The following is a 23,844-nucleotide window of genomic DNA, read 5'->3' as shown; positions in this document are numbered from 1 at the left end:
TTATCCTTGCTTAGCCACCTGATAGATACGCTCTAACATAGCGTGCAGGCCGTTACTGCGCGTGGGTGAAAGGTGCTTATCAAGCCCGAGATCTTTCAAGAAATGCGGCTCGGTCTGATTGATCTCTTCGGCTGTGCGCTCACTGTAGATACGCAGCAACACGGCAATTAGCCCTGATACGATGGCAGCATCCGATGTAGCCTTGAACACCAGTTTGTCGCCTGCCTGTTCATGGCACATCCACACGTTGGATTGGCAGCCTTGGATTTTATATTCTTCCGTGCGACGCTCCTCCGGAAAGTCAGGCAGCTGCTTTCCCATATCAATAATGTACTGATAACGGTCCATCCAGTTATCAAACATCTCAAACTCTTCGACCAGCTCCTGTTGGGCTAGCTCTGCGCCTGAAGTTGCCATGGCGTATCCTTTGCGTTGATGAATCACAGTCGCGGCTATTATAACGTTTCAGCCCCTGCTTTTGGGGGCGTTTTCAAGCGGTGGCGCTGCTGCTCTTGATGCCACTCATCGGCTTCGGTGTGCAAATAACGGCTGGTGGTATCTAGCTTGGCATGGCGAGCGCTTTCCGCTAAGTAACGCAGGCTAACGCCGGATTGGGCTTGATGAGTGATCGCCGTATGCCTCAGCCAGTGAGGCGTTGCTCGGCGAAGCGCATTCACATACGCAGGCTTACCGCCCTCCTCTTCTAGCACATCAGCGGCCTTGGCAAAGGTTTCCTTAATCAATCGGTAAAGCTGGTTATCGCTAATGCCTCGGCGTTTATCCAGCGCACGAATGATTGGCGCTGGCTCATGGTAGCTTGGCAGTGCCTTTAGCCCTAGCGCTGCCCGCCATGTTTTCAAACTCTCCAGCATGTCATCAGGCACCGGTATACGAGCCTGTTTACTACCCTTGCCTATCACACTCCACCACCAGCGCCCCTCCACCTCATGAAAGTCATCCATTTGGGCGCTGGCCATCTCACTAATACGTGGAGCCAATAAATAGGCAAAGCTAAAGATGAAACGTCGACGCGCATCCTCGTAAATGAGGCGAGCATCATTACTACTCAAAGGCTGGTTTAACCACTGCCAAAACCAGGCCCACAGCGGTTGCTCCAGATAGCGCTCTACGGCCTGCGACTGATTATTCATCCGTCGTGCTTTGTCGCGCATCAGCACAAAGGGGTTATGCCTAACCCACCCTGCCTCTACCAGCCAGCTAAATAAGCCCTGAAGAATAATCAAGCTTTGCCGGCGACTAGCGGGCGACAGTCCGTTTCTAAATGGCCGCCACTCAGGATGCTCTCTTGGCTTTGAAGGCCCCACCCACGCCGCCCGTGGCTGAGGGTCTTCTAGAAAAGCTTCAAACTGGCGCAGCGCCTCACGGTTCATATCGCGTAAGCCTTTCCCTTGGCTGACCAGCCAAAGCAGCAGTCTCTCCGCTTCTCGGCGGTAGCTTTTTAGCGTTTGCGGGCTGTCACGGTACTCCGCCAGCCATAGTCGCACGGCTTGGTAGTCATTTTCCGCCTCGATTCGCGGGTACTGAGTAGACGCGAGGACAGATTGGCTTGTTGGCCAGTGCTCCTCCTCTATCAGGCTTGGCATTTCAGCGAGGTTATCGCCGCTGTGTAAGCCATTCTGTGTCATTCCTGATGGCATTTCAGCGCCCTCTTCGTCGTTATTCAATGGGTTAAGTGTGGCGCGACGCCTCATAAAATTCAAGATAATGGGCGTAATCTTGAATTAATACACTATAAGATAAATAATATTACGTTTTATGTATTACGTAATTATTGTGTTTTTTAGACACAACCACGACAATAGCGCTCTCTAACTGCAAAGGATGACGACCCATGGCACGCAGCGGAATTCAGTACAGTGACGTCCAGCACGCGATTGATACACTGCTGACCCGCGGGGACACACCCAGCGTGCAGCGCATCCGAGAAGTGCTCGGCACCGGTAGTTTTACGACCATCAGTGAGCATTTCCGCTTATGGCGTACCGAGCGTGAGCAGAACCGGGATGTACCGCCCCCCAAAGGCGTGCCTGAAGTAGTCGTTAATGTCGCCAGCGAGCTATGGCGCGAGGCCCAAGACGTCGCTAACCAAGCGCTGGTTCACTACCGTGAAGATGCCAATCGCCAAGTAGAAAGTGCTCAACAGGCAGCTGCCGAGGCTCTACAGCAGGCGGCAAACGCCGAGCAGCGTGAAAGCGCACTGGCTGCTCACTTTCGCCAGACTGAAGAGCGCCTTGAAACGCTTAATCGAGAGCTGGCAGAGAGCCAAGCCAATGAGCGCCACTGGCAGCAACAAGCAGAAAATCTCCGCCAGGAAGCTGCCCAACACCACCATCAGCTAGACCAAACCCAGCAAGCGTTAAAAGAAGCGCAAACGCATTACAGTGAAAAGCTCGAAGAGCAGCAGAAAAGTTGGGAGCAGCGCTTAGCCCAAGAAGAGCAGCGCAACGAGGCATCAGAAGGAAAGTTGATGGCGCTATTGGATACGTTACGACAAGAACGCGCCCAGGAAGAGAGAGCGCTGCAGAAGCGCCTACAGCAGTGGGAGCAACGAGCAGATGCGCTGAGCCATGAGCTGAAGCAAAAAAATGACGCTCTTCAGGGTTATCAGCAAGAGTGTAGCTTGCTCAAGCAGCGCATCACCGAGCTTGAGCGCCAAAACGGTGAGCTGCATACCCATCGCAGCACGCTCGAAGAGTCGCTAGAGAAAGCGCACAAAGCACTGGAAACTCAGCAGCAGCAAACGCGAGACAGTGAGCACTGGCAAGAGCAGCTATGGCAGCGCATGGCTTCCTTGCAAGCGCAGCTGGCAGACCTGCCCAGCACGCTCGCAAGTAGCAGTGACGACACACCAGAGACAAAAAAGCCATCCCGATAACGGGATGGCCAATAGTGGTTAGGGCATTAAAAGATTAGGAGTAGCTGTCCAGTCGGTTAAGACTTGCTGGGCTCACCGCTCTGCTCATCGGGTAACTCCCAAGTGCCCTTTTCGGTCCATGGATCGTTTTCCGGAAACTCTTCGATATTGATTTCTGGCTCATCGTAGTCGGGCTGGAAGCGCAAATCGTAGTGCGCCGCCCTAACCATAGAAACCATCAGCAACATGGAAATCAACAGCAGCGGCACACCGCTCACAATGCTAGCGGTCTGTAGTGTTTGCAGCCCTCCTAAGAACAGCAGAGACATTGGCAGCAGGGACAGCGTGAAGGCCCAAAACAGGCGGTGCCACCGCGCTGGCTCTTTATCGAGCTTCTTTTCTGCGGCAGAAGAGAGAATGTAGGCAATCGAATCAAAGGTAGTGGCAGTGAAAATAGACAGCAGAATCACCACTGCTAACGTCACCAGCCAAGAGAGCGGCAGTTGGCTCAGCACCGCATAAAAGGCCGCATTAGCTGACTGATCGTTCATCACCTGGATAACGTCCAGCGTGCCTGAAAGCTGTAGGTAAAGGCCATAGTTGCCCAGGATGATGAAAAACAGCGCGCAGCCCAGTGAGCCAAAGAAAATTGATCCGGCCACCATGGTTTTGATGCGGCGCCCTTTCGAAATGCGCGCAATAAACAGACCCACGGTTGGCGCAAATACCAACCACCAAGCCCAATAAAAAATCGTCCAGGATTGATGGAAACCGGTGTCTTCGAAGCCATTCAGATCACCGAAAGGCTCTGTCCACGTCGCCATTTGAACCAGGTTGCTGAGCATTAAGCCGATGGAGTTTAGGCCAGCATCCAAAATAAAGACGGTAGGCCCCATCACCAAGACAAACAGCAGCACGGCTAAACCAAGCCACATATTGATGTCAGACAGCATCTCGATGCCGCCCTTCAAACCGCGCCATGCACTTACCGCAAAGATCGCCGTAGTGCCTACCAGTACCGCAATTTGGCTGGTGGCATTAGGGGTGAAGGAGAACAGACCACCCAGCCCTTCATTGATCAGCGGTACCAGAATACCTAGCGACGTTGCGCCGCCGCCCAGCATGCCAAAAACAAATAGAATATCAATAATGTTGCCCAGCCAGCTTCTAGCCAGTTTCTCTCCTAGCACGGGGCGAATGGCTTCACTGATGCGTAGCACTTTATGTTTACGCACGTGCAGGAAGTAAGCCATGGGCAGTGCGGGTACAAGGTAGATCGACCAAGCAATAGGGCCCCAGTGGAACATACCGTAAGTCGCTGCCCATGCGGTTGCCTCTTCAGAGAAAGGCTCAATATGAAAGGGAGGATTCTGCAGGTAGTACATCCACTCGACCATACCCCAGAACACAACCGCCCCGCCGATGCCTGCTGCGAACAACATCGCGCCCCAGGAGAGCAGCGAAAACTCCGGCTCGGCGTCTACATCGCCCAGTTTGATTTGTCCTATATCGCTAAACACGATGTAGAACATAAAGCCCAGCGAAGCGACGCCCATGGCGAGATAGAGCACGCCAAAGTTAGTGGTCACGAAGCTTTGCGCTGCCATCACCCAGACGCGCCCCATCTCTGGAAACAGTATGAGCGGAAGCGTCACTGCAAGTAGCAGGCCCAAAGACCCAAAAAAGATAGGTTTATGGATATTAGAAAACACAGATGAGCGTTTAATGGCCGTCTCTCCATGGCACTTTGTTGGGAATTCTCTCGCCATAACGGCTTAGAGAATAGCTTTACAATAGTGTTACATGGAATAAACGTTGACTGCCAGAAGCGGCTTCTATCGTCGATCGTTTTTGCATATAAAAGCGCAACACAAAAAAGCCCAGCAGAGTTATCTGCAGGGCTTTTGCGACGCTAGCTTAAAGTATCTGAATGATGCTTTAGCGGTAATAAGCGTTTGTCGTGTCGGTATGGTCAGTCACGTCACGGATGCCTGCCAGTTCGGGGATGCGATCCATTAGCGTCTTCTCTACGCCATCTTTAAGCGTGAGATCCACCGCTGCGCACCCCTGACAACCGCCGCCGAACGCTAGAATCGCCACGCGGTCTTCTGTCAGCTCGACGAGCTTAATCTCGCCACCGTGAGCCGCCAATCCAGGATTGATTTCACTGTAGAGCGTATAGTTGATACGGTCTTCCAGCGGGCTGTCGGCATTCACCTTGGGCATTTTAGCGTTGGGTGCTTTAATCGTCAGCTGTCCACCCATACGGTCGGCATTAAAGTCGACAACCGCTTCCTCTAAAAACGCCAAGCTGTTTTTGTCGAGAAATACACCAATTTTCTCAAGCTCAAGCTTAACGTCGGTGGGCTCTTCTTCTCCAGGACGGCAATAGGCTAAGCAGGTTTCTGCATAGGGCGTGCCGGGCTGAGTGATGAAGATGCGTACAGCGATGCCTTCAACGTTCTGCTTTTCCAGCAGTTCCGCTAAGTAGTCTTGCGCACTGTCGGTAATGTTAATGCCGGGCGCTTCGATAGTCGTGGTCATAAGGGATGTTATCCTCCCGTGGTAGTGGCAAGGCCACATCACATGTCATTTGTCCCTATGGTAAGCAAAACCGCGTGCCGACACAATCCCGAGTGTTTTAGTCGGCTATTGCTCTCGCCTATGAGTGCGGCTAATAAGGATGCTGCAATAACTTCACGCCCACGCTTGCTGCCCTATGGTGTGCCCTTTGGTATGATAGCCGCCGCTCAACTAATGACGACGACGATAAAAATATCCTTTCTGACTGAGACGCTGGAGATTTCCCCCTGCCATGGCTGCTAGTGATTTGACTGCTTCCCTCACCCAACGCCTTGCCCAACGCATCCTGATTCTGGATGGCGGCATGGGCACCATGCTACAGAATGCTCAGCTCAGCGAGGATGATTTCCGCGGTGAACGCTTCCGCGATTGGCCGTCGGATTTAAAAGGTAACAATGACCTACTAGCGCTGACCTGCCCGGATGTCGTCGCTCGTATTCACCGCGATTATCTGGAAGCTGGCGCGGATATCCTGGAAACCAACACGTTTAACAGCACCCGGTTATCCCAGGCCGATTACGGCATGGAAGACCTGGTGCCCGAGCTTAACCGCGAATCGGCACGCTTGGCACGCGAAGTGTGCGATGCGGTTGCCGCCGAGACCGATATTCCACGTTACGTGGCCGGGGTGCTAGGCCCAACGTCACGCACGGCATCACTCTCTCCAGACGTTAACGACCCCGCAAAACGTAACGTGACGTTTGATGCGCTGCGCGAAAACTACTACGAAGCCGCTAATGCGCTGATCGAAGGTGGTGCCGATCTCATCATGATCGAAACTATCTTTGACACACTCAATGCTAAAGCCGCGATTTATGCGCTTGAAGAGCTGTTTGAGGATCTTGGCCGCCGCCTGCCAGTGATGATCTCCGGCACGATTACCGATGCCTCCGGGCGCACGCTTTCCGGGCAAACCACAGAAGCCTTCTGGAACTCCGTGCGTCATGCCAACCCGCTCTCCGTGGGTTTGAACTGTGCGTTGGGTGCTGAAGAACTCCGCCCCTATTTAGAAGAGCTCTCCACCAAAGCCGATACGTTTGTGTCTGCTCATCCCAATGCGGGCTTGCCCAATGAGTTTGGTGAGTACGACCAAACGCCTGAAGAGATGGCCGCCATCGTCAGCGAGTTTGCCCAGAGTGGTTTAGTCAACATTATTGGTGGCTGCTGCGGGTCAACGCCTGAACATATCCGTGCCATTGCCGATGCCGTGCGCTCTATGGCGCCCCGCAAAATACCCGAGCGCAGCAAAGCGTGCCGCCTGTCGGGTCTTGAGCCGTTTAATATCGAAGCCGACTCCCTGTTTGTTAACGTTGGTGAACGTACCAACGTGACCGGGTCGGCACGTTTTAAGCGCTTGATCGTTGAAGAAGATTTCACCACGGCGCTGGAAGTGGCCCTAGAGCAGGTTGAGAACGGCGCGCAAATTATCGACATCAACATGGATGAGGGCATGTTGGAGTCGAAGGAAGCCATGGTACGCTTCCTGAACTTGATTGCGGGCGAGCCGGACATTGCCCGAGTGCCGATCATGATCGACTCCTCGAAGTGGGACATCATTGAAGCAGGATTAAAGTGTGTTCAGGGCAAGGCCGTTGTTAACTCTATCTCTCTGAAAGAGGGTGAAGCCGCCTTCCGCGAGCAGGCCACGAAATGTCGCCGCTTCGGTGCCGCCATTGTTGTTATGGCCTTTGACGAAGAGGGCCAGGCCGATACCTTTGCCCGCAAAACTGAAATCTGCGAGCGCGCTTACCGGCTGTTAGTGGACGAAATTGGCTTCCCGCCGGAAGACATCATCTTCGACCCGAATATTTTCGCCATCGCCACGGGTATCGAAGAGCACAACAACTACGCCGTCGATTTTATCGAAGCCACCCAGTGGATTCGTGAGCACCTGCCCCACGCTATGGTCTCTGGCGGCGTGTCCAACGTGTCTTTCTCGTTTCGAGGCAACAACCCCGTGCGGGAGGCGATTCACTCGGTCTTTCTCTACCACGCCATTCGTGCCGGACTCACCATGGGTATCGTCAATGCGGGCCAGCTCGCGGTCTACGACGACCTGCCCGCCGAGCTGCGTGAAGCCGTCGAAGACGTCGTGCTCAACCGCCGCAGCGATGGCACCGAACGCCTTCTCGATATTGCCGACAAGTATAAAGGCGATGGCAGCGGTGCTGCCAAGAAGGAGGATCTGGAGTGGCGCAACTGGCCGGTTAACAAGCGGATTGAGCACGCACTGGTCAAAGGCATCACCGCCTACATCGAAGAGGATACGGAAGAAGCACGTGCCCAGGCAGCCCGCCCCATCGAGGTGATCGAAGGCCCGCTGATGGACGGCATGAACGTGGTGGGCGACCTGTTTGGCGCTGGCAAAATGTTTCTGCCCCAGGTGGTCAAGTCGGCTCGCGTTATGAAACAGGCCGTGGCCTACCTGATTCCCTATATCGAAGCGGAAAAGAGCGAAGACACCCAGGCCAAAGGCAAAATTGTCATGGCTACCGTCAAGGGTGATGTACACGACATCGGTAAAAATATCGTCGGTGTCGTGCTGCAGTGTAATAACTACGAAGTGATTGACCTTGGCGTGATGGTGCCCACCGAAAAAATCCTCCAGGCAGCCATTGAACACAAAGCCGATATCATCGGCCTTTCCGGGCTGATCACCCCGTCGCTGGATGAGATGGTGCACGTGGCCAAAGAGATGCAGCGCCGCGGTATGAACCTGCCGCTGCTGATTGGCGGTGCCACCACCTCAAAAGCGCACACGGCAGTTAAAATCGAACCGCAGTACGAGCACCCCGTTATTTACGTGACGGATGCTTCCCGTGCGGTAGGCGTGGCCGGTAAGTTGCTGGCCCCCAATTTGAAATCTGCTTACGTGGCCGAGATTCGCGAAGAGTACGAAAAAGTACGCGAGCGTAACGCCAAGCGCCGCCCGAAAGCCGCCGACCTGGATTACACCCAGGCACGTAAACGGCGCTTTCGCACCGACTGGAATAGCCACACGCCGACGAAGCCGAACACACTTGGCCTGATGACGTTTGACGATTATGACCTTGAAGAGCTGGTAGAACGCATTGACTGGACGCCTTTCTTTATGAGCTGGCAGCTCACCGGGAAGTATCCAAAAATCCTCAATGACGAAGTAGTAGGTGAAGCCGCACAGAACCTATTTGCCGACGCCCAAGTGATGCTACGCAAACTGATTGACGAAAAGCGCGTGCAAGCGCGCGGCGTGATTGGTTTATGGCCCGCTAACAGCGTGGATGACGATGTCATCGAAGTTTACGCTGACGAAAGCCGCACCGAGGTAGTCGAGCGCTTACACCATATTCGCCAGCAAACCACTAAAGGTCGAGATGGCATCTGCTACAGCCTAGCCGACTTTATTGCTCCTAAAGAGAGCGGTAAAGCGGACTGGATTGGCGGCTTCGCGGTCACCACTGGCCACGGTGTCGATGAGCTATCCAAAGCCTATGAAGCGGCCGGCGATGACTACAACGCCATTATGGTGCAGGCGCTTACCGACCGCTTGGCAGAAGCCTTTGCCGAGCGGATGCACGAGCGGGTGCGTAAAGAGTTCTGGGGCTATGCGCCCGAAGAAACGCTGGATAACGACGCGCTGATTGCGGAGAAGTACCAAGGCATTCGGCCAGCGCCTGGCTACCCGGCCTGCCCTGACCATACCGAAAAGGCAACGCTATTCCGCCTGCTTAACGCTTCGGAAAATACAGGTCTTACGCTGACTGAAAACTTCGCCATGTGGCCGGCAGCGGCCGTGTCGGGCTGGTACTTTTCGCATCCGCAATCCAAGTACTTCTCTACCGGCAAAATCACCCGCGACCAAGTTGAAGTGCTTGCCGAGCGTAAGCAGATGCCGCTGGAAGAGATGGAACGCTGGCTGTCGCCGGTACTCTCTTACGACCCCAGCTAAACCGTTCTAACGAATGTCGCCAGTGGTTCATCGCCAGGGAAAGGTCATGCGTTTGGCCTTCCCTATTATGTTGGGCATGCTCTCCCAGAGCGTGCTCAACCTGATTGATGCTGCGCTGATCGGCCATCTAGGCCAAGAGGCTCTGGCGGGCGTAGGCATCGGCGGTTATGCCATGTTTATGATGACGGCACTGGTCTTTGGGCTCTCCTCCAGCGTGCAGTCGCAAACCGCCCATGCTTCAGGTGTTGAAAAAGCTTGCACTGACCAGCCATTCACTACCCAGCCGCTTCGAGCTGGATTAATGATTAGCTTAGCCATTGGCCTGCCGCTCTCATGCCTTGCTTGGTGGCAAGCACCAGCCCTCATCCAACTGATCGCGCCCTCGAAGGAGGTAACGCAGATTGCCCTTGAGTACTTCCGCTGGCGCGTTGTAGCGCTCACGGTGATTGCGCTGACTCTTTGCCTGCGCGGCTACTGGAATGGATTGCAGCAGACGCACCTTTATCTGCGTATTATCGTGTTCGTGCATGTTGTGAACGTCGCCCTCAGCGCGGCGCTGATTTACGGTGTTGGATGGTTACCAGCATTAGGCGTGAACGGCGCCGCTATCGGCACCACTCTGTCGCTTCTGCTCGGGTTATTCATCTGGGCTGTCATTACGTGGCGACAATGCCCTCCGCTAACTCGCCTCTTGCCTCCATGGCATGGCGTGAAGGTTGCTCTGAAGCTCGCGCTTCCCCACTCGCTACAGCAGCTATGGTTTGCCGCAGGCTACGTGGTGCTGTTTTGGCTGCTGGGCCAGTTAGGTACATCCAGCGTGGCCGTGGGCCATGTGCTGGTGAATTTATCTCTCTTACTGATTTTGCCGGGAGTCGGCGTTGGCGTGGCCGCCATGAGCCTTGTAGGCGAGGCCCTAGGCCGCGACGATCAACAGGCCGCCCACCGCTGGGGCATTGACGCGTTAAGTGTTGCCGGTATGCTGCTGACTGTTTTAGCGTTACCCATGCTTGTTATGCCCGAGCCCATTTTAAGCATCTTCTTTACCGATGAGTCGCTGGTGCAGTTGGGGAGACTGCCGCTGCAAATCACCGGCTTGATGATTGTGCTTGATGCTGCCGCGCTGGTGCTGGCGCAGGCATTGATGGGCGCAGGTGCGCAGCGTACCGTCATGCTGCTGACGCTGGGCATGCAGTGGCTACTCTTTTTGCCGCTGGCCTGGTGGGTGGGCATTTGGCTTGGCTATGGCCTTGTCGGTGTATGGTTGTCGCAGCTCTTTTACCGGCTTCTCAACTCCAGCAGCTTTTTGTGGGTATGGCAGCGACGCCGCTGGCTAGCCCACGGCTTTAAGATTGATGCTTCTAAATAGCATTTAACGATAAAAAGATAATTATATATTCTTTTGTAGAATATGACGCCCGCGTTAAGGTGACGGCACATTACCGTCCGTCTCGACGTGACCATTTCGCTTTTAGCAGGATCGTGCCCCATGTACCGTTATGATATTCACGACCAAACGCTGGTTGAGGAGCGCGTAGCTCAGTTCCGCGATCAGATGGAACGCTACCAAGCTGGACGTTTGGGAGAAGAAGAGTTTCGCCCGCTACGGCTGCAAAACGGCCTGTATATTCAAAAGCACGCGCCCATGCTGCGCATTGCCATCCCTTACGGGATGCTAGCAGGCGCCCAACTGCGTGCACTGGCCGATATCACCCGCCGCTACGACCGCGGCTACGGTCATTTTACGACGCGCCAAAACCTGCAGCTCAACTGGCCTGCGCTGGAAGACGTGCCAGATATCTTAGCTGAGCTGGCCAAAGTACAGATGCACGCTATTCAAACCAGCGGCAACTGTATTCGTAACACCACTAGCGACCAGTTTGCTGGTATTGCCAACGATGAAGTGGAAGACCCACGCCCCTGGTGCGAGCTTATTCGTCAGTGGTCTACCCTGCATCCGGAATTCGCCTATCTGCCACGCAAATTCAAAATTGCCGTGAGCGGTGCTGCCCAAGATCGCGCGGCTATTCAAGTGCACGATATTGGCCTGCGCCTGTGGCGCAACGATGACGGCGAGCTGCGCATTAAAGTGCTGGCCGGTGGTGGTCTGGGCCGCACGCCCATGATTGGCGATGTGGTGCGCGAAGACCTGCCCTGGCAGCACCTGCTGACGTATCTTGAAGCCTGCGTACGGGTTTACAACCAGTTCGGCCGCCGGGACAACAAGTTCAAGGCGCGCATTAAGATATTGGTGAAAGCGCTAGGCATTGAAGAATTCCGCCGCCGGGTTGATGAAGAGTGGGCCTACCTGAAAGATGGCCCGCAGACCCTTAACCAAGCAGCGGTCGAGGCAGCCAAGGTGCACTTCCCTGAACCCGAGCGTCGCCCGGTAGCAGCGGGCGCCACGGAAGATTTCGACAAGCTACGCAGTGAAAACCGCAGCTTTGCGCGCTTTGTGACCAATAACGTGACCGACCACAAAGTGCCGGGCTACAAAGCCGTCACGCTGTCGCTGAAGCGCCGTGAGCACGCACCGGGGGATGTCACCGCTGACCAGATGGAAGCCGTTGCTGATTTGGCTGACCGCTACAGCTTTGGTGAAGTGCGTGTTACTCACGAGCAGAACTTGGTGCTATCAGATGTGCCGGTTGACGAGCTAGAAGCGCTGTGGAAAGAGCTGGACGCGCTCGGCATGGCCAACCCCACGGTTGGCACGCTGAACGACATTATCTGCTGCCCCGGTGGCGACTACTGCGCCCTTGCCAATGCGGTCTCTATTCCAATTGCCCAGGCGCTTCAAGAGCGGTTTGAAGACTTAGACTTCCTTTACGACCTTGGCCCGCTGGACCTGAACATTTCAGGCTGCATGAACGCCTGTGGTCACCACCACGTCGGCCACATTGGTATTTTGGGGGTCGATAAGAAAGGCGAAGAGTACTACCAAATCTCGATTGGCGGTAACTCCACCGATGATGCCTCACTGGGTAAAATCTTGGGCCCCTCTTTCTTCCGTGAAGACGTGCCGGGCGTGGTTGAGAAAGTGCTGGAAGTCTACGTGGCCGAGCGTCACGAAGATGAGCGTTTCTTGGATACTTATCGCCGCATTGGCCTAAAACCCTTTAAGGAGCGTGTTTATGCCCAGCAATGACACCCAAACCGAAGTGGTTGAACAAACCCCGGTTCATGTAGATCATTTAATTGAAAACGGTGAGCTGGCCGCTGAAAATGCCTGGTGTGTCTCATACGATGCCGAGGCGCTACCCGAGCAGCGCCCTGCGTTTGTTCCATTGGCGTTATGGCAGGCGAACCAGGACGACAACGAACTCGCCCCTCTGCTCACGAGTGACACTGAACTCACTACCGAGCTTGGCAGCACGTTGAAAGGCGCTTCTGCCATTGCCGTAGACTTTCCGGCATTCACCGATGGTCGCGGCTACACCATCGCTCGCCTGCTGCGCGAGCGTTATGGCTATACAGGCGAAATTCGTGCGGTTGGCGATGTGCTGGTGGATCAGTTGGATTACATGCGCCGCTGTGGTTTCTCCGCCATGGCACTGCGTGATGACCAGCATCCAGAGGATGCCCTTCGCGCTCTGAACGCCTTTAGCGTACGTTACCAAACCGACGTTGAAGAGCGCCAAGCGCTATTTGAAAAGCGTTTAACGGCTAGCCATTAAACCGCTCTACTGCACTACAAACGCCGACAGGGGCCAGCCCTTGTCGGCGTTTTTGGTTTAACCACGCCGTTTCTGCTGGCGCTCGCGATTATTGGCTTTGGCGCGATCACTTTTACGCAGCATCACCCAGGTTGCGCCTAATCCCCCTTCGGAGGGCTGAGCCGATACATAGGCTTGCACCTCATCAAACTGAGTGAGCCACTTGGCAATATAAGAGCGCAGTACGTTGGCCGGGCTATCCAGCTCCCGCCCACGGCCGTGAACGATTAATACCGAGCGCAGGTCGTGCGCATAGGCCTCTTGGATGAAGGGAAACAGCATTCGCCGGCACTCTGCCAGCGGGCGCCGTAGCATGTGCAGTTGCGCCTGCACACTGTAGCCACCGTGCTTTAATTTATCGACGACCCCTTGTTGAATGCCCTCTCGGCGAAACTCAATAGGATCAAACGGGGGCAGCAGATCAACAAAGTCGTCGGATAAAAAATTACGCTCATCTAAGCGCTCTGCAGCGCTTTCACGTCTGGCCAGCTGGGCTTCTGAGGGCCGTTGACGTTGGGGGCCTGTGTCTGCACGGTTACGCTGGGGAAGTGGCTTCACATCGCCAACGAGTGCGCGGAAATCCATCTCATCACGAAGTGACTGGCTCATAACAGGCTCCTCCGATAGGGTCCGATGCTTAGTCTGATGCCTAAGCGACGATGCTTATCGTAGCAAAATCACCGACACTGCTTAAGACTTGTCTTACGGCGGTCAGTTCTTCACCCTAGATAGCCATTCGTTGCCTAGGACATCAGCATGATTTGGTTAAAGCGGTTAGTGGTAGTCTCGCTACTCTGCCTAATGGGAGTGGCCACTTGGCTATGGTTGACCATGCTTAGCCCATGGTTCTACGAACGCCCGGAAGAGCTGCCGGACATCGAACAGCGCACGCACCAGGTCTTTGTTTATGGCACGCTACGTTACTTGCCCATTCGATGGGTGGTGATGGGCACCTCAGGCTCGCCTAAGCCTGCCCGCCTAGACGGATTTGAACGCCAAGGGCTGGATCTTTCCCGCAACGCAGACAGTCATGTCGATGGCTTACTGCTGACCGTTTCGCCCGAGGCCTTGCAGCGGTTGGACCGCTACGAGCGGCTGGGCATTCGCTATGAACGCGTTGAACAGACACTCGCGGATGGTAGTACTGCCTGGGTATACGTGCGACTCCCCATGGTAAGTGAGCTCGACATCCACCCTCCTGCCCACCAGATAGCTCTGGTAACATACGACTAGTTTTTTGTGGCCGTAGAGTCCCACCGACGGTCGCCACCCCTACTGTTTAGGACACGCCATGAGTGAAGCCACGCCGTACGTATTAATTCTGTATTACTCCCGTTCAGGAGCCACTGCAGACATGGCACGCCAACTAGCTGCGGGCGTTGAAAGCATCCCTGGTATTGAGGCGCGCTTGCGCACCGTGCCAGCAGTGTCGCCAACCTGTGAAGCGGTGGATCCAGAGATCCCAGAGGAGGGGGCTGTTTATGCAGGCCTGGATGACTTGCGCCACTGCAGCGCGCTAGCGTTAGGTAGTCCGACGCGGTTTGGCAATATGGCAGCACCGTTAAAGTATTTTCTCGACACCACCAGTAGCCTCTGGATGAACGGTGCGTTAATTGATAAACCCGCCAGCGCCTTCACCTCCACGTCCAGCTTGCATGGCGGCCAAGAAAGCACGCTATTGACGATGCTGGTACCGCTACTCCATCACGGCATGGTGTATGCGGGCATTCCCTACAGTGAAACCGAGCTGCTGAACACTCAGCACGGCGGCACGCCTTACGGGGCTAGCCATGTGTCAGGGGCGCGCAGTGATCGTCCGGTAGACGAGCACGAACGGGCTCTGTGCAAGGCACAAGGTAAACGGCTCGCGAAACTAGCGCTGGCAATGCACAAGATGCGCCTGGAGGAAACACCATGAGGCAGTGGTTAGAGGGGCTTGAGGAGAAACACGGGCTCGATAAATTAACTCGACAAGCACGACAGTTAGTAATCATCAGCTTTGTGCTGCTACTGCTACTGGTGATTTATCGTGGCTTCTTTGTACAGGGCGATACGTTTAACTGGCGGCCAGTCGTGGCGTTTGTGCTTCCACTGGTGCTGTTCTTGCCGTCTATTATTGGCCAGAGAGCTCGTGGGCACGCTTGGCTTGCGTTCGTCAGCCTGCTCTACTTCACCCAAGGCGTTATGTTAGCCACGCTGCCGGGGCAAGGCATGCGCGGCGTTCTGGAGGCCTTAGTAGCCCTGGCGCTATTTACCGGCTGCATGGGCTATGCGCGCTTTCGTAGCCGCCGGCAGCGCCTTAACGGCTAGCCACTGCTAATAAAACCAGAGCCAGCCACTCACGCCTGCTGCTACCAGCAACGCGCCAATCGCATAGCGCCTTTGTGCACGGTAAGCGGCAGGCTTTTCATCCGCTGGCGCGTTTGAAAAGCGCTTCATACCCGTCAGCATAGCGGGTACTAAGCGCTCGCCCTGCAGGGTATGCCAAACCAAACCCACCAGATGCAAACCAATCAATATCAGCAACAGGTCGCTATTCAACGAATGCAGCCGGGCTAGCACGTCACCTACTGATGGGCCCAAAAGCCCATACAGCGGTGCCTGAAAGAAAATATCATCGCTCAGAAATAGCCCGCTAAGCGCTTGAAAACCCAGTGACACTAGTAATAGCACCACCATCCATCCGCCTACCGGGTTATGGCTTGCATAGTGCGGTGCGCGCCGTGTTATCAGCGCTTTGGCGTACCCGGCCGCTTTCTTCGGGCCGTATAAAAAAGTGCTAAACCGAGCGTAGGGCGAGCCTACCAACCCCCAAATAAAACGAAATACCAACAGGCCAATAATGATGTAGCCTGACTGAGCATGCACTTCGATAGGAAATAAAAACGGTTGCCCCGTGGTTTTGGTGGTGTAAAACGAAATCACCACCGCCGCCAACAGGGACCAGTGAAACAAACGAATTAACTTATCCCATACGGCTATGCGTGTCGTGCGACTCTGCATCAAGCTATCCTCTAACGTCATACTGGTAGAGTTTCTCATTTATTGCTGTTTTCTCATAGAACGATTCAGCGCGCCTGCTAACGCTTTGCTACTGCTCTTATCGTTTGCAACCACAAACCGAACAACACTTGAGCTTTATCGGTAGACCAGCGAACATGACAATAATGCAACTTATCACTGCAAGGGAGCTTCACCGATGACACGAAAGATTGCCGACGTCAGGCGTGACTATGAGGGTGGGCGTTTAGAAGAAGCGCAAACCCCAGATAACCCGTTTGTCATGTTTGATGAGTGGTTCAGCTTAGCGTTAGAAAACGAGGGCAAAGATGGTAATGCGATGACGCTTGCCACGGTGGATAGCCAAGGTCGCCCGCATGCTCGAGTGGTGCTGCTGAAAGGATTCGACGAGCGAGGAATGATGTTTTTCACCAACTACCATAGCCATAAGGGCAGCGAATTAAACAACGTGCCTTATGCTGCTTTGACGTTCTGGTGGCCCTCCTTATCACGCCAAGTACGCATCGAAGGTCCGGTGGAGCAAGTGTCTGCAGAAGAGTCGGATGAGTATTTTGCCAGCCGCCCGCGCGGCAGCCAGTTAGGGGCTTGGATCGCGACCCAAAGCGTGGTCATTCCAGATCGTAACTGGATTGAGGAGCGTCAAAAGCGCTTTGAACAGGCTTACGAAGGCCAGGATATTCCGCGTCCGATCCATTGGGGCGGCTACCGAGTAAATCCTGAAATGATCGAGTTTTGGCAAGGGCAACCCAGCCGTTTGCACGACCGCCTGCGCTATGAGCGCCGTGATGGCGGTGAGTGGAGCCGGTTCCGTTTAGCCCCCTAATCATCTAGCGCGACATGTCATTCAACAAATGGCCTGCCGGTAAATACCGGCAGGCCATTTGTTTGAGCGTGGCTTAGGCTTAATCCGGCTGGCTCTCCAAGCGGTGCCGCTGCCACTCGCTGTCGGGTTCGTTTAGCCGTAACACTGCATCAATCACCTGCTCTTCCATGTTGTACCGACAGCGGAAACCAAGGTGCTTCATCAGTGCCCGCATCGGGTGGTTATCCACCATGATCTTGCCGATCATTTCGAGCGTGCCGATGCTGGTGCAGTAGTCGATCATCTTCTTCATCAGCAGGCTGCCAATGCCCAGCCCCTGAAGATCATCCCGAATGATAATAGAGAACTCAGTGCGGATATTGTCTGGGTCATTCCAAACCCTCACCACTCCCAGCATCTCCTTACTGCCATCATCGTGCTGATGCTCGGCAATAAATGCCATTTGCCGGTCATAGTTGATATGCGACAGGATGGAGAGGTCCCGCTGGGTAAGGTTCGACTTGTTGTGGAAGTAGCGAAAACGAATGCTCTCTTCCGATAGCTGGCGGTGGAAGGTAGTAATGAGCGGAGCATCCTCGGCGCGAATAGGCCGCACCTCCACCTGCCAGCCGTTATTGAGTGTGACCCACTCCCTGAGCTCTTCCGGGTAAGGCATGATCGCAAAGCGTGCGGGGTGCCCCAAATCCATCGCAAAATCGACTGCCAGCATGCCGTCACGGTTTAGCAGCAGCGGGTTGAGCTCCAAACCACGCAGATCCGTCAGGTCAGAGGCCATTTGTGACAGCTTAACCAGCAGTTGGCAAAGGTGCTGAATATCTCGCTCGGGGTCGGCAGAGTGCTCACGAATCAATGACGCCGCATGAGTGCGGCCCACTACATCTGAGGCGAGGCTCATATTGAGCGGCGGCAGCGCCACTTGGCGGTCGGCAAGTACGTTAACCTTGTAACCGCCAATACCGAAGACGATCAGCGGCCCAAACACGGGGTCTCGCGTGATGCCTGCACAAATTTGCATAGAGTGTTTGCCACGCTGCATGGGCTGTAAGCAGTACTCACGAATGGCGTGTTCGGGAAATTTCTCTTGTACTTTATCGCCTAACCGCCGCACGCCCTCAGCGACTTGCTCCGGCGTTTCCAAGTCTTGCAGCAGCCCAGCGGAAATTTTATGCGGGTGCTTGCGATAGCGATAAGGCCGGCAGTTACCCTCATGAACCACTTTCAGCGCCTTGGGTCCCGGAAAGCGCTCGGCGACCACCAAAGCCTCTTCTGGCGAGTGCACATAGGCGCTGGTGGCGGTAGGAATGCCGTAAGCCTCCAACACTTGTGCGGTTTCAGAGTGGGTGAGTGTCTGCCTGCCCTGCTCTTTTGCTTGCTTGATCAGTGCCCGGCATTCTGCACGTATTTCCGGGCTGGTAGAAAACGGCAGGCTGGGGGGAATTTCATGCAGCAGCGCCTGCACACGCTGGTAATCCACCATGTGCATAAACGCCTTCACTGCCTTTTCAGGCGAGGTATAGGTAGGAATCCCTGCCAGGTTGCAGACATGGCGAGCATTTAGCGCTTCTTTCAAGCCCATCCAGCTAGTGAGTAAATTACGCTTAAAGGTTTTACGGTGATCGATCAGCGCTTGGGCGGTGACCTGGGAAGGCGCTAACCTCGTGGGGGCATGCACTACCAGCACGGCATCCACATTAGGGTCAGCGGTGACGATTTGCAGCGCCTCCACAAAGCGCTCTGGCGTCGCGTTACCGCCTAAGTCCACAGGGTTTTCACCCGGCTTACTCATATCCACTTGGCTTTTATGCAGCGCCGCCTGGGTGTCTGGGCTGAACTCAGCGAGCTTGCCACCCGCGCTAATCAGCTTATCGATGGCCAGCATGGCAGGCCCAAGCCCGTTGGAAACAATCGCCAAACGGTCGCCGTGTAGTGGCTTCATGCGTGATAGCGTTTCAAGCGCATCAAGCATTTCGTCAGAGTCGTTTACCCGAACCACGCCCGCACGGGCGAAAGCAGCATCGAACACCACGTCGCGATTGGCGATTCCCGGTGTAGGGGGCATGCTGGAAATATCCGACTGCGGCGTGCGGCCGCTTTTGATCGCCACCACCAAACGGTTACGGGAAGCATCCCGTACGGAGGTCATAAAGTGCTGGGCATCCGTTACCCGCTCCAGGTGCAATAAGATGGCCTGAGCAGGGGAAAACTGGTTCACATAGTCGATCAAATCAGGCAGCAGGACATCAACGCTGTCCCCTACGGTAATCAAATGGGAGAAGCCAACATCGCGACCCGCTGCCCAGTCGATCATCGCGTTGGCCAGCATCCCTGACTGGCCTAGGTAGGCGACCCTGCCGGCTTTAACCGGCTGGCTGGCGTAGGAGGCATTGAGCTTTTTGCCGGGCACAATCAGCCCCATACACTCCGGACCAAGCACACGAATGCCTGACTCCCGGGCAGCTTGCAGCATGCGTTGGCGAATAGAGCCTTTATTGTCCTCATCACGGTCAAGGTAGGCTCCACCAGAGAGCACCAAAGCTGCTTTTACGCCAAACTTTCCGAGCTTTTTAATCAGTTTGGGGACGCCCTCAATAGGCGAACACACTACTGCAAGGTCTGGCACTTCCGGCAGCTCATCAACCGTACGCACACAGTCAACGCCAAACACCGTCTCGTAGCCCCTCAGGTTAACGGCCCAGAGCTTACCTCTAAAACCACCCTCTTGAAGGTTGCCCAAAACCAAACCACCCAAGGACTCAGGCTTTTCAGAGGCACCGAACACGGCCGCCGAACGAGGTTCGAAAAAATGATGCAAAAAACGTGTGCTCACGAATGTGCCTCCCCTGGAGTGAATGACTACTGTGTACGACTTATTGACACTGTCGCGCAAGTCCCCGTGGCGATTAAGGTAGCTTTATTGTTATCGGAGCGCTTGCATGATCACTGCCTACCTTACCCACCCCGACTGCGCATTGCACCACATGGGGCCAGAACACCCTGAAAGCCCACTGCGGCTGGAGGCAATTCGTGCGCGCCTATCACTCTCTGGGCTATTGCAGCAAACCATGCAAGCCGATGCGAAAGAAGCCTGCGATGTGGCCTTGGCAAGAGTACACCCCCTTCGCCACCTAAATGCGCTGGAAAAGTGCCTTCCCAAAGAGGGGATTGTCACGCTGGACAGCGACACTATGATGAACCCAGATAGCCTAAAAGCCGCACGAGTAGCCGCAGGTGCAGTCGTGCGTGGTGTTGATCAGGTGTTTAAACGCCAGGCAGATAACGTATTTTGCGCCGTTCGTCCGCCTGGGCACCATGCAGAAGCTGCGGATGCGATGGGCTTCTGCTTTTACAACAACATTGCCGTGGGAGCCGCTCACGCAAAGGCCAAATACGGCGCTAAGCGCATCGCCATTCTCGATTTTGATGTGCATCAATGTAACGGCACTATCGATATTTTTAAAAATGACCCCGAAGTACTGATTTGCACTAGCTTTCAGTACCCCTTCTACCCGTGGCGTTACCTGCGCAGCGAATGGCAGAACGTAGTGAACACGCCGTTAGAAGTAGGCACGGCAAGTCAGGAGTACCGTCGCGTGATAGAGCATCAGTGGCTGCCCGCACTGCACGCGTTCAAACCCGATCTCGTGATGCTATCGGCAGGCTTTGACGCACATAAAGATGACCCTATGGGCGACATCTGCCTAGAGGATGAAGATTTCTACTGGGTAACACACTTGGCTATGGAAATCGCGGCGCTCTACGCCGATAACAGAGTCGTGTCTGTGTTGGAGGGTGGCTACAATCCCACGTCATTGGCTAGCGGTGCCGAAGCACACCTGAAAGCGCTCTTGGGCCTGCCCTTCACCAATGTTCCCTAGCCGCACCCGCGGTTAGGGAGCTGTGGTACTATGCAGCCACTATGTTGGCCTCCATTCTACGTGACCGTTATGACCGCCACTTCTGAAGAGCACGCAGCGCTGCGCATCGCGTCAGGGCGCAAACCTTTTGTCGAGCCGTTACGCCTGGGCGAGCGCCTCAAGCAAATTCGCCTTGCCAATCAGTGGACGTTGGAAGATGTGAGCCAGCGCACCGGCATTGCTCGCTCCACGCTCTCCAAAATCGAGAACGATCAGGTGTCGCCGACGTTTAGCGTGGTGCAGAAACTGATTAGTGGTCTCAATATCGACCTGCCCCAGCTCTTTACGCCACCCAAACGCGAACGCTACACCATGGGTAGGCGCGATCTCACGCGGAAAGGAAAAGGGCAGTTGCACCCTACTCCCACCTACGAGCATGAGTTGCTGGGCCATCAGCTTGCGCAAAAGCGCATGATTCCGTTTAAAACCATCGTACGGGCGCGTAGTTTCGAAGAGTATCACCAGTGGGTGCGTCACGATGGCGAAGAGTTTTTGATGGTGCTGCACGGCGACATCATGCTTTATACAGAATTCTATGCGCCGCTGGTACTGGCCGAGGGCGACAGCATCTACTTCGATAGTGACATGGGCCACGCCCTAGTCTCTACCAGCCAAGACGATGCTGTCGTGCTATCGGTGTGTACCCGAGGGGATTTGGTTTAGCGCTAAGGTTGCTTACTACAAGCAGTTCGTCGGCTTCGGCAACCCAGCAATACGAGCCAAACGTTTCGGCGGGCTGCCGGGGAATAGGCTCATTAAATAGACCGAGCGCCCTTTTTCCTCGCCTAATGCTTGCTTGGTGGCTTTGACTAGCGGTCGCATCGCTGGTGCCATTTCATAGCGGGCATAAAAATCCCGCACCACGCGAATGAGCTCCCAGTGCTCCTCTGTAAGTGTTAGCTCTTCATCCTTAGCTAACAAATCGGCAACCCCCTCGTCCCAGTCCCCTTGCTTTACTAAATACCCCTCAGGGTCGAGTTTGATTTGTTTATTAGCATCAAGATAACGGTATAAATTTTCATCACTCATTGATTTAGTACCATGACAGAATCTTAGTATGCTGCTCAGTCAGTTCGACAAAGCCTTCCATATCCACCAGGATTGCTTGGCTATTGAGCGCAGCTCCGCTTAAGCCGCGAGAAGCCGCATCCTCTTTTAGCACACACACGCTCACATCAGCCGCCGCATCCCAACCTTGCCAATCAGCATGCAGTAACGCCTGTACGGCATCTTCAATCAGTAAAATACCATCGCCCTCCGCAACGGTAGAGAGCATCTGCGCGGCCGCTTCGCTGTGCGGGGGCTTGTTCAGAATATGTAACATGTTGCTGCCCGCTTAAAAATTCATGACATAGGAGTGACGCTGTACCAATTCGGGTAAGGTATCGTCGGCCACCACCGTGGCCCCATCCACTAGTTGGGCTGCTTGCAAGTTCAACGCATCCAGCGCGCTTTGAGGCACTAGCAGCTGGTCGATATCATACATCTCCAGCATATCAATGGTCGGTAGCGTTGCCTTTTGTCCTGGCGCACCGGCTGCCTGCTCTTTGAGAAGCGCCAGCACTCCCTGGCCAAGAAACAATAGACTAACCGTTTGGCCAAAAGCCGCAGCGACCAGCGCTACATCTAGCCCTTCTCTCAAGGCATTGGAGCTATAGGGGGCATGGCGAATAATCACTAGCCGCTCGTGTTCATGACTCATTGGGCGCTCTCTCTAGGCAAATGTGATTAAACGGTCACAGCGCTGCTGAAGCGTCAGCAGTTGCCCTAACCCGGTTAACTCAAATGGCGCATCCAGATTAAAGTGCGCTTGCCCATGGCGTTTTGCCTCAGCTTCACTCATTACGCCACGGCGCAGCGCCGCCGCAATGCACACGTCCAGCATCACGCCATGCTCATGATGCAGCGCTATCCAAGCGTCGCGCATGTTGAGTTCATCCTGCGGAGGTGTCATTAAGCTGGAGGCGTTATGAATCCCTTCTTGATAGAAGAATACGCCCGCCACTTGATGGCCTCGGCTGATCACTGCTTTAGCAAAGCGCAGTGCCGAATGAGGTGCCGCACTTGTGTAGGGGGCACCCATGACTAATAAGCCGTACTCCATTGCATCATCTCGTGCCAATTCAACGAAAAAAAACAGACCCTACTGAGTAGGGTCTGTCATTGATGTCACTTCGATCAAGTGATCGCGTTCTTGCTACCCAATCAATCGTTGCTCATGATGCCCAGAATAGACAGCAGGCTGACGAACAGATTGTAGATAGAAACGTACAGCGTCACGGTAGCGAGGATGTAGTTGGTCTCGCCAGCGCGGTGCACAATTTCGCTGGTTTGATAGAGAATCGCGGCAGAAGCAAACAGCACGAAGCCTGCAGAAACCATCAGCGACAGCGCAGGAATGTTGAAGAAGATGCCTGCAACCATCGCCAGAATCAACACGATGGCACCTGCCATCAGGAAATTGCTGAGGAAGCTGAAATCTTTCTTCGTGGTCAACGCAACCGCAGAGAGGCCAATAAACGTCAGGCCGGTCATAGCCAGCGCATTCATAATCAGCGCACCGCCATTAGGCAACGTTAGGTACGCAGAAATAATTGGGCCCAGGGTAAAGCCCATAAAGCCAGTAAACGCAAAGGTCGACAGCAGTCCAACTGCGGAGTTAGCTGTTTTGTGAACCAGGAACATCAAGCCGTAAGCACCGATGAAGAATACAAAGATATTCATCTGCTGGATGCCCATCGCCACTGAGGCACCCGCGGTGACGGCAGAGAACAGCAGCGTCATTGCCAGCAGCGCGTATGTGTTGCGTAACACCTTATTGGCGCTCGCACTACTCACCGAACTGTGTGTTTGCGTTCTTGCCATATTCGAATCGTTAAAAGCCATGTATCTATGCTCCCTAGTAGTCATACTATCAACGGACAAGCATGCCGTTACCTAGTTCCAGACGCAAGTCTTTGTCTTCCACGCAATTCGCACGTTTTTAC

General features: G+C 54.6%; 23 protein-coding genes. 11 read left to right on the top strand and 12 right to left on the bottom strand.

The features are described from left to right. Together AC13CY_RS09300 and AC13CY_RS09295 are read right to left on the bottom strand one after the other, a co-directional pair. A complete protein-coding gene (locus AC13CY_RS09300) occupies positions 1 to 417 on the bottom strand; it encodes a SufE family protein (protein ID WP_044629113.1) in 417 nt (138 codons plus the stop codon). A gap of 38 nt (positions 418 to 455) precedes the next feature. Continuing rightward, complete coding sequence (locus AC13CY_RS09295) at positions 456 to 1,712, bottom strand: tyrosine-type recombinase/integrase (RefSeq protein WP_232068240.1); 1,257 nt, start codon at positions 1,710 to 1,712, stop codon at positions 456 to 458. A 140-nt stretch (positions 1,713 to 1,852) separates the two neighbouring features. Between AC13CY_RS09295 and AC13CY_RS09290 the strand changes: the two genes are divergently transcribed. Beyond that, entirely contained in the window at positions 1,853 to 2,896 is a 1,044-nt protein-coding gene (locus AC13CY_RS09290) for a DNA-binding protein (protein ID WP_172514466.1), read from the top strand. Between the two features lie 56 nt (positions 2,897 to 2,952). Here the strand turns inward: AC13CY_RS09290 and AC13CY_RS09285 are convergent, their stop codons facing one another. Both AC13CY_RS09285 and nfuA read right to left on the bottom strand, forming a co-directional pair. Then, on the bottom strand, positions 2,953 to 4,644 hold the full coding sequence (locus AC13CY_RS09285; protein WP_074210583.1) for a BCCT family transporter: 1,692 nt from the start codon (positions 4,642 to 4,644) through the stop codon (positions 2,953 to 2,955). Positions 4,645 to 4,813: 169 nt separating this feature from the next. Beyond that, positions 4,814 to 5,419 (bottom strand): Fe-S biogenesis protein NfuA, encoded by a 606-nt coding sequence (gene nfuA, locus AC13CY_RS09280; RefSeq protein WP_054645091.1) that lies wholly within the window; start codon positions 5,417 to 5,419, stop codon positions 4,814 to 4,816. A 271-nt stretch (positions 5,420 to 5,690) separates the two neighbouring features. On the opposite strand from nfuA, the gene metH reads away from it, so the two are divergent. The 4 genes from metH (at position 5,691) to AC13CY_RS09260 (ending at position 13,060) form a co-directional block, all read left to right on the top strand. After that, positions 5,691 to 9,386 carry a methionine synthase gene (metH, locus tag AC13CY_RS09275; RefSeq protein WP_062373768.1) on the top strand — a complete coding sequence of 1,232 codons (3,696 nt, stop codon included), beginning with the start codon at positions 5,691 to 5,693 and terminating at the stop codon, positions 9,384 to 9,386. 13 nt (positions 9,387 to 9,399) lie between these two features. Beyond that, positions 9,400 to 10,752, top strand: coding sequence for an MATE family efflux transporter (locus AC13CY_RS09270; RefSeq protein WP_062373771.1), 1,353 nt, complete (start codon positions 9,400 to 9,402; stop codon positions 10,750 to 10,752). Positions 10,753 to 10,872: 120 nt separating this feature from the next. After that, positions 10,873 to 12,531 carry a nitrite/sulfite reductase gene (locus tag AC13CY_RS09265; protein ID WP_483052482.1) on the top strand — a complete coding sequence of 553 codons (1,659 nt, stop codon included), beginning with the start codon at positions 10,873 to 10,875 and terminating at the stop codon, positions 12,529 to 12,531. Next, the gene (locus tag AC13CY_RS09260) at positions 12,518 to 13,060 is read left to right on the top strand and encodes a DUF934 domain-containing protein (RefSeq protein ID WP_044629120.1); all 543 of its coding nucleotides are present in this window, start codon (positions 12,518 to 12,520) and stop codon (positions 13,058 to 13,060) included. Before AC13CY_RS09265 ends, AC13CY_RS09260 begins: the two co-directional genes overlap by 14 nt. A 57-nt stretch (positions 13,061 to 13,117) precedes the next feature. Here the strand turns inward: AC13CY_RS09260 and smrA are convergent, their stop codons facing one another. Further along, on the bottom strand, positions 13,118 to 13,708 hold the full coding sequence (smrA, locus tag AC13CY_RS09255; RefSeq protein ID WP_044629121.1) for a DNA endonuclease SmrA: 591 nt from the start codon (positions 13,706 to 13,708) through the stop codon (positions 13,118 to 13,120). Between the two features lie 147 nt (positions 13,709 to 13,855). On the opposite strand from smrA, the gene AC13CY_RS09250 reads away from it, so the two are divergent. From AC13CY_RS09250 to AC13CY_RS09240, 3 genes are read left to right on the top strand one after another with little or no spacing between them, the layout of a single operon-like run. Continuing rightward, complete coding sequence (locus tag AC13CY_RS09250; RefSeq protein WP_253027608.1) at positions 13,856 to 14,332, top strand: gamma-glutamylcyclotransferase family protein; 477 nt, start codon at positions 13,856 to 13,858, stop codon at positions 14,330 to 14,332. 58 nt (positions 14,333 to 14,390) lie between these two features. Next, positions 14,391 to 15,017, top strand: coding sequence for an NAD(P)H:quinone oxidoreductase (wrbA, locus tag AC13CY_RS09245; RefSeq protein WP_253027609.1), 627 nt, complete (start codon positions 14,391 to 14,393; stop codon positions 15,015 to 15,017). Next, complete coding sequence (locus tag AC13CY_RS09240) at positions 15,014 to 15,409, top strand: DUF2069 domain-containing protein (RefSeq protein WP_483052481.1); 396 nt, start codon at positions 15,014 to 15,016, stop codon at positions 15,407 to 15,409. The genes wrbA and AC13CY_RS09240 overlap by 4 nt, the downstream gene beginning before the upstream one ends. Positions 15,410 to 15,415: 6 nt before the next feature. On the opposite strand, the gene AC13CY_RS09235 is transcribed toward AC13CY_RS09240, so the two are convergent. Further along, positions 15,416 to 16,102 (bottom strand): cytochrome b/b6 domain-containing protein, encoded by a 687-nt coding sequence (locus tag AC13CY_RS09235; protein WP_474789759.1) that lies wholly within the window; start codon positions 16,100 to 16,102, stop codon positions 15,416 to 15,418. A 196-nt stretch (positions 16,103 to 16,298) separates the two neighbouring features. Here AC13CY_RS09235 and pdxH point away from each other — a divergent pair, with 196 nt between their 5' ends. Continuing rightward, positions 16,299 to 16,943 carry a pyridoxamine 5'-phosphate oxidase gene (pdxH, locus tag AC13CY_RS09230; protein WP_172514471.1) on the top strand — a complete coding sequence of 215 codons (645 nt, stop codon included), beginning with the start codon at positions 16,299 to 16,301 and terminating at the stop codon, positions 16,941 to 16,943. Positions 16,944 to 17,022: 79 nt separating this feature from the next. Here the strand turns inward: pdxH and AC13CY_RS09225 are convergent, their stop codons facing one another. Next, complete coding sequence (locus AC13CY_RS09225) at positions 17,023 to 19,770, bottom strand: bifunctional acetate--CoA ligase family protein/GNAT family N-acetyltransferase (RefSeq protein WP_172514472.1); 2,748 nt, start codon at positions 19,768 to 19,770, stop codon at positions 17,023 to 17,025. Positions 19,771 to 19,876: 106 nt separating this feature from the next. On the opposite strand from AC13CY_RS09225, the gene AC13CY_RS09220 reads away from it, so the two are divergent. Together AC13CY_RS09220 and AC13CY_RS09215 are read left to right on the top strand one after the other, a co-directional pair. Beyond that, the gene (locus tag AC13CY_RS09220) at positions 19,877 to 20,818 is read left to right on the top strand and encodes a histone deacetylase family protein (protein WP_074210578.1); all 942 of its coding nucleotides are present in this window, start codon (positions 19,877 to 19,879) and stop codon (positions 20,816 to 20,818) included. Positions 20,819 to 20,887: 69 nt separating this feature from the next. Continuing rightward, the gene (locus tag AC13CY_RS09215; RefSeq protein ID WP_044629172.1) at positions 20,888 to 21,520 is read left to right on the top strand and encodes a helix-turn-helix domain-containing protein; all 633 of its coding nucleotides are present in this window, start codon (positions 20,888 to 20,890) and stop codon (positions 21,518 to 21,520) included. A gap of 15 nt (positions 21,521 to 21,535) precedes the next feature. On the opposite strand, the gene AC13CY_RS09210 is transcribed toward AC13CY_RS09215, so the two are convergent. The 5 genes from AC13CY_RS09210 to AC13CY_RS09190 all read right to left on the bottom strand — a co-directional run bounded on the left by AC13CY_RS09210 (position 21,536) and on the right by AC13CY_RS09190 (position 23,743). Beyond that, on the bottom strand, positions 21,536 to 21,886 hold the full coding sequence (locus AC13CY_RS09210; protein WP_044629128.1) for a TusE/DsrC/DsvC family sulfur relay protein: 351 nt from the start codon (positions 21,884 to 21,886) through the stop codon (positions 21,536 to 21,538). Between the two features lie 4 nt (positions 21,887 to 21,890). After that, on the bottom strand, positions 21,891 to 22,181 hold the full coding sequence (gene tusB / locus AC13CY_RS09205; RefSeq protein WP_062361177.1) for a sulfurtransferase complex subunit TusB: 291 nt from the start codon (positions 22,179 to 22,181) through the stop codon (positions 21,891 to 21,893). Between the two features lie 12 nt (positions 22,182 to 22,193). Further along, positions 22,194 to 22,559: a sulfurtransferase complex subunit TusC gene (tusC, locus tag AC13CY_RS09200; RefSeq protein ID WP_062361175.1), complete on the bottom strand. Its 366-nt coding sequence runs from the start codon at positions 22,557 to 22,559 to the stop codon at positions 22,194 to 22,196. Positions 22,560 to 22,571: 12 nt separating this feature from the next. Beyond that, positions 22,572 to 22,961: a sulfurtransferase complex subunit TusD gene (tusD, locus tag AC13CY_RS09195; RefSeq protein ID WP_044629131.1), complete on the bottom strand. Its 390-nt coding sequence runs from the start codon at positions 22,959 to 22,961 to the stop codon at positions 22,572 to 22,574. A gap of 101 nt (positions 22,962 to 23,062) precedes the next feature. Next, entirely contained in the window at positions 23,063 to 23,743 is a 681-nt protein-coding gene (locus AC13CY_RS09190) for a Bax inhibitor-1/YccA family protein (RefSeq protein ID WP_044629132.1), read from the bottom strand. Positions 23,744 to 23,844: the final 101 nt, after the last annotated feature.

The sequence above is a fragment of the Vreelandella sp. L-15 genome, from assembly GCF_056857635.1.
This window is presented reverse-complemented; position numbering and strand designations above follow the sequence as displayed.

What these genes read in the sequence shown, in the direction of transcription:
- AC13CY_RS09300 (WP_044629113.1), bottom strand. Translation starts at nt 417, where the DNA reads ATGGCAACTTCAGGCGCAGAGCTAGCCCAACAGGAGCTGGTCGAAGAG.
- AC13CY_RS09295 (WP_232068240.1), bottom strand. Translation starts at nt 1,712, where the DNA reads ATGAGGCGTCGCGCCACACTTAACCCATTGAATAACGACGAAGAGGGC.
- AC13CY_RS09290 (WP_172514466.1), top strand. Translation starts at nt 1,853, where the DNA reads ATGGCACGCAGCGGAATTCAGTACAGTGACGTCCAGCACGCGATTGAT.
- AC13CY_RS09285 (WP_074210583.1), bottom strand. Translation starts at nt 4,644, where the DNA reads ATGGCGAGAGAATTCCCAACAAAGTGCCATGGAGAGACGGCCATTAAA.
- nfuA (WP_054645091.1), bottom strand. Translation starts at nt 5,419, where the DNA reads ATGACCACGACTATCGAAGCGCCCGGCATTAACATTACCGACAGTGCG.
- metH (WP_062373768.1), top strand. Translation starts at nt 5,691, where the DNA reads ATGGCTGCTAGTGATTTGACTGCTTCCCTCACCCAACGCCTTGCCCAA.
- AC13CY_RS09270 (WP_062373771.1), top strand. Translation starts at nt 9,400, where the DNA reads ATGTCGCCAGTGGTTCATCGCCAGGGAAAGGTCATGCGTTTGGCCTTC.
- AC13CY_RS09265 (WP_483052482.1), top strand. Translation starts at nt 10,873, where the DNA reads ATGTACCGTTATGATATTCACGACCAAACGCTGGTTGAGGAGCGCGTA.
- AC13CY_RS09260 (WP_044629120.1), top strand. Translation starts at nt 12,518, where the DNA reads ATGCCCAGCAATGACACCCAAACCGAAGTGGTTGAACAAACCCCGGTT.
- smrA (WP_044629121.1), bottom strand. Translation starts at nt 13,708, where the DNA reads ATGAGCCAGTCACTTCGTGATGAGATGGATTTCCGCGCACTCGTTGGC.
- AC13CY_RS09250 (WP_253027608.1), top strand. Translation starts at nt 13,856, where the DNA reads ATGATTTGGTTAAAGCGGTTAGTGGTAGTCTCGCTACTCTGCCTAATG.
- wrbA (WP_253027609.1), top strand. Translation starts at nt 14,391, where the DNA reads ATGAGTGAAGCCACGCCGTACGTATTAATTCTGTATTACTCCCGTTCA.
- AC13CY_RS09240 (WP_483052481.1), top strand. Translation starts at nt 15,014, where the DNA reads ATGAGGCAGTGGTTAGAGGGGCTTGAGGAGAAACACGGGCTCGATAAA.
- AC13CY_RS09235 (WP_474789759.1), bottom strand. Translation starts at nt 16,102, where the DNA reads ATGCAGAGTCGCACGACACGCATAGCCGTATGGGATAAGTTAATTCGT.
- pdxH (WP_172514471.1), top strand. Translation starts at nt 16,299, where the DNA reads ATGACACGAAAGATTGCCGACGTCAGGCGTGACTATGAGGGTGGGCGT.
- AC13CY_RS09220 (WP_074210578.1), top strand. Translation starts at nt 19,877, where the DNA reads ATGATCACTGCCTACCTTACCCACCCCGACTGCGCATTGCACCACATG.
- AC13CY_RS09215 (WP_044629172.1), top strand. Translation starts at nt 20,888, where the DNA reads ATGACCGCCACTTCTGAAGAGCACGCAGCGCTGCGCATCGCGTCAGGG.
- AC13CY_RS09210 (WP_044629128.1), bottom strand. Translation starts at nt 21,886, where the DNA reads ATGAGTGATGAAAATTTATACCGTTATCTTGATGCTAATAAACAAATC.
- tusB (WP_062361177.1), bottom strand. Translation starts at nt 22,181, where the DNA reads ATGTTACATATTCTGAACAAGCCCCCGCACAGCGAAGCGGCCGCGCAG.
- tusC (WP_062361175.1), bottom strand. Translation starts at nt 22,559, where the DNA reads ATGAGTCATGAACACGAGCGGCTAGTGATTATTCGCCATGCCCCCTAT.
- tusD (WP_044629131.1), bottom strand. Translation starts at nt 22,961, where the DNA reads ATGGAGTACGGCTTATTAGTCATGGGTGCCCCCTACACAAGTGCGGCA.
- AC13CY_RS09190 (WP_044629132.1), bottom strand. Translation starts at nt 23,743, where the DNA reads ATGGCTTTTAACGATTCGAATATGGCAAGAACGCAAACACACAGTTCG.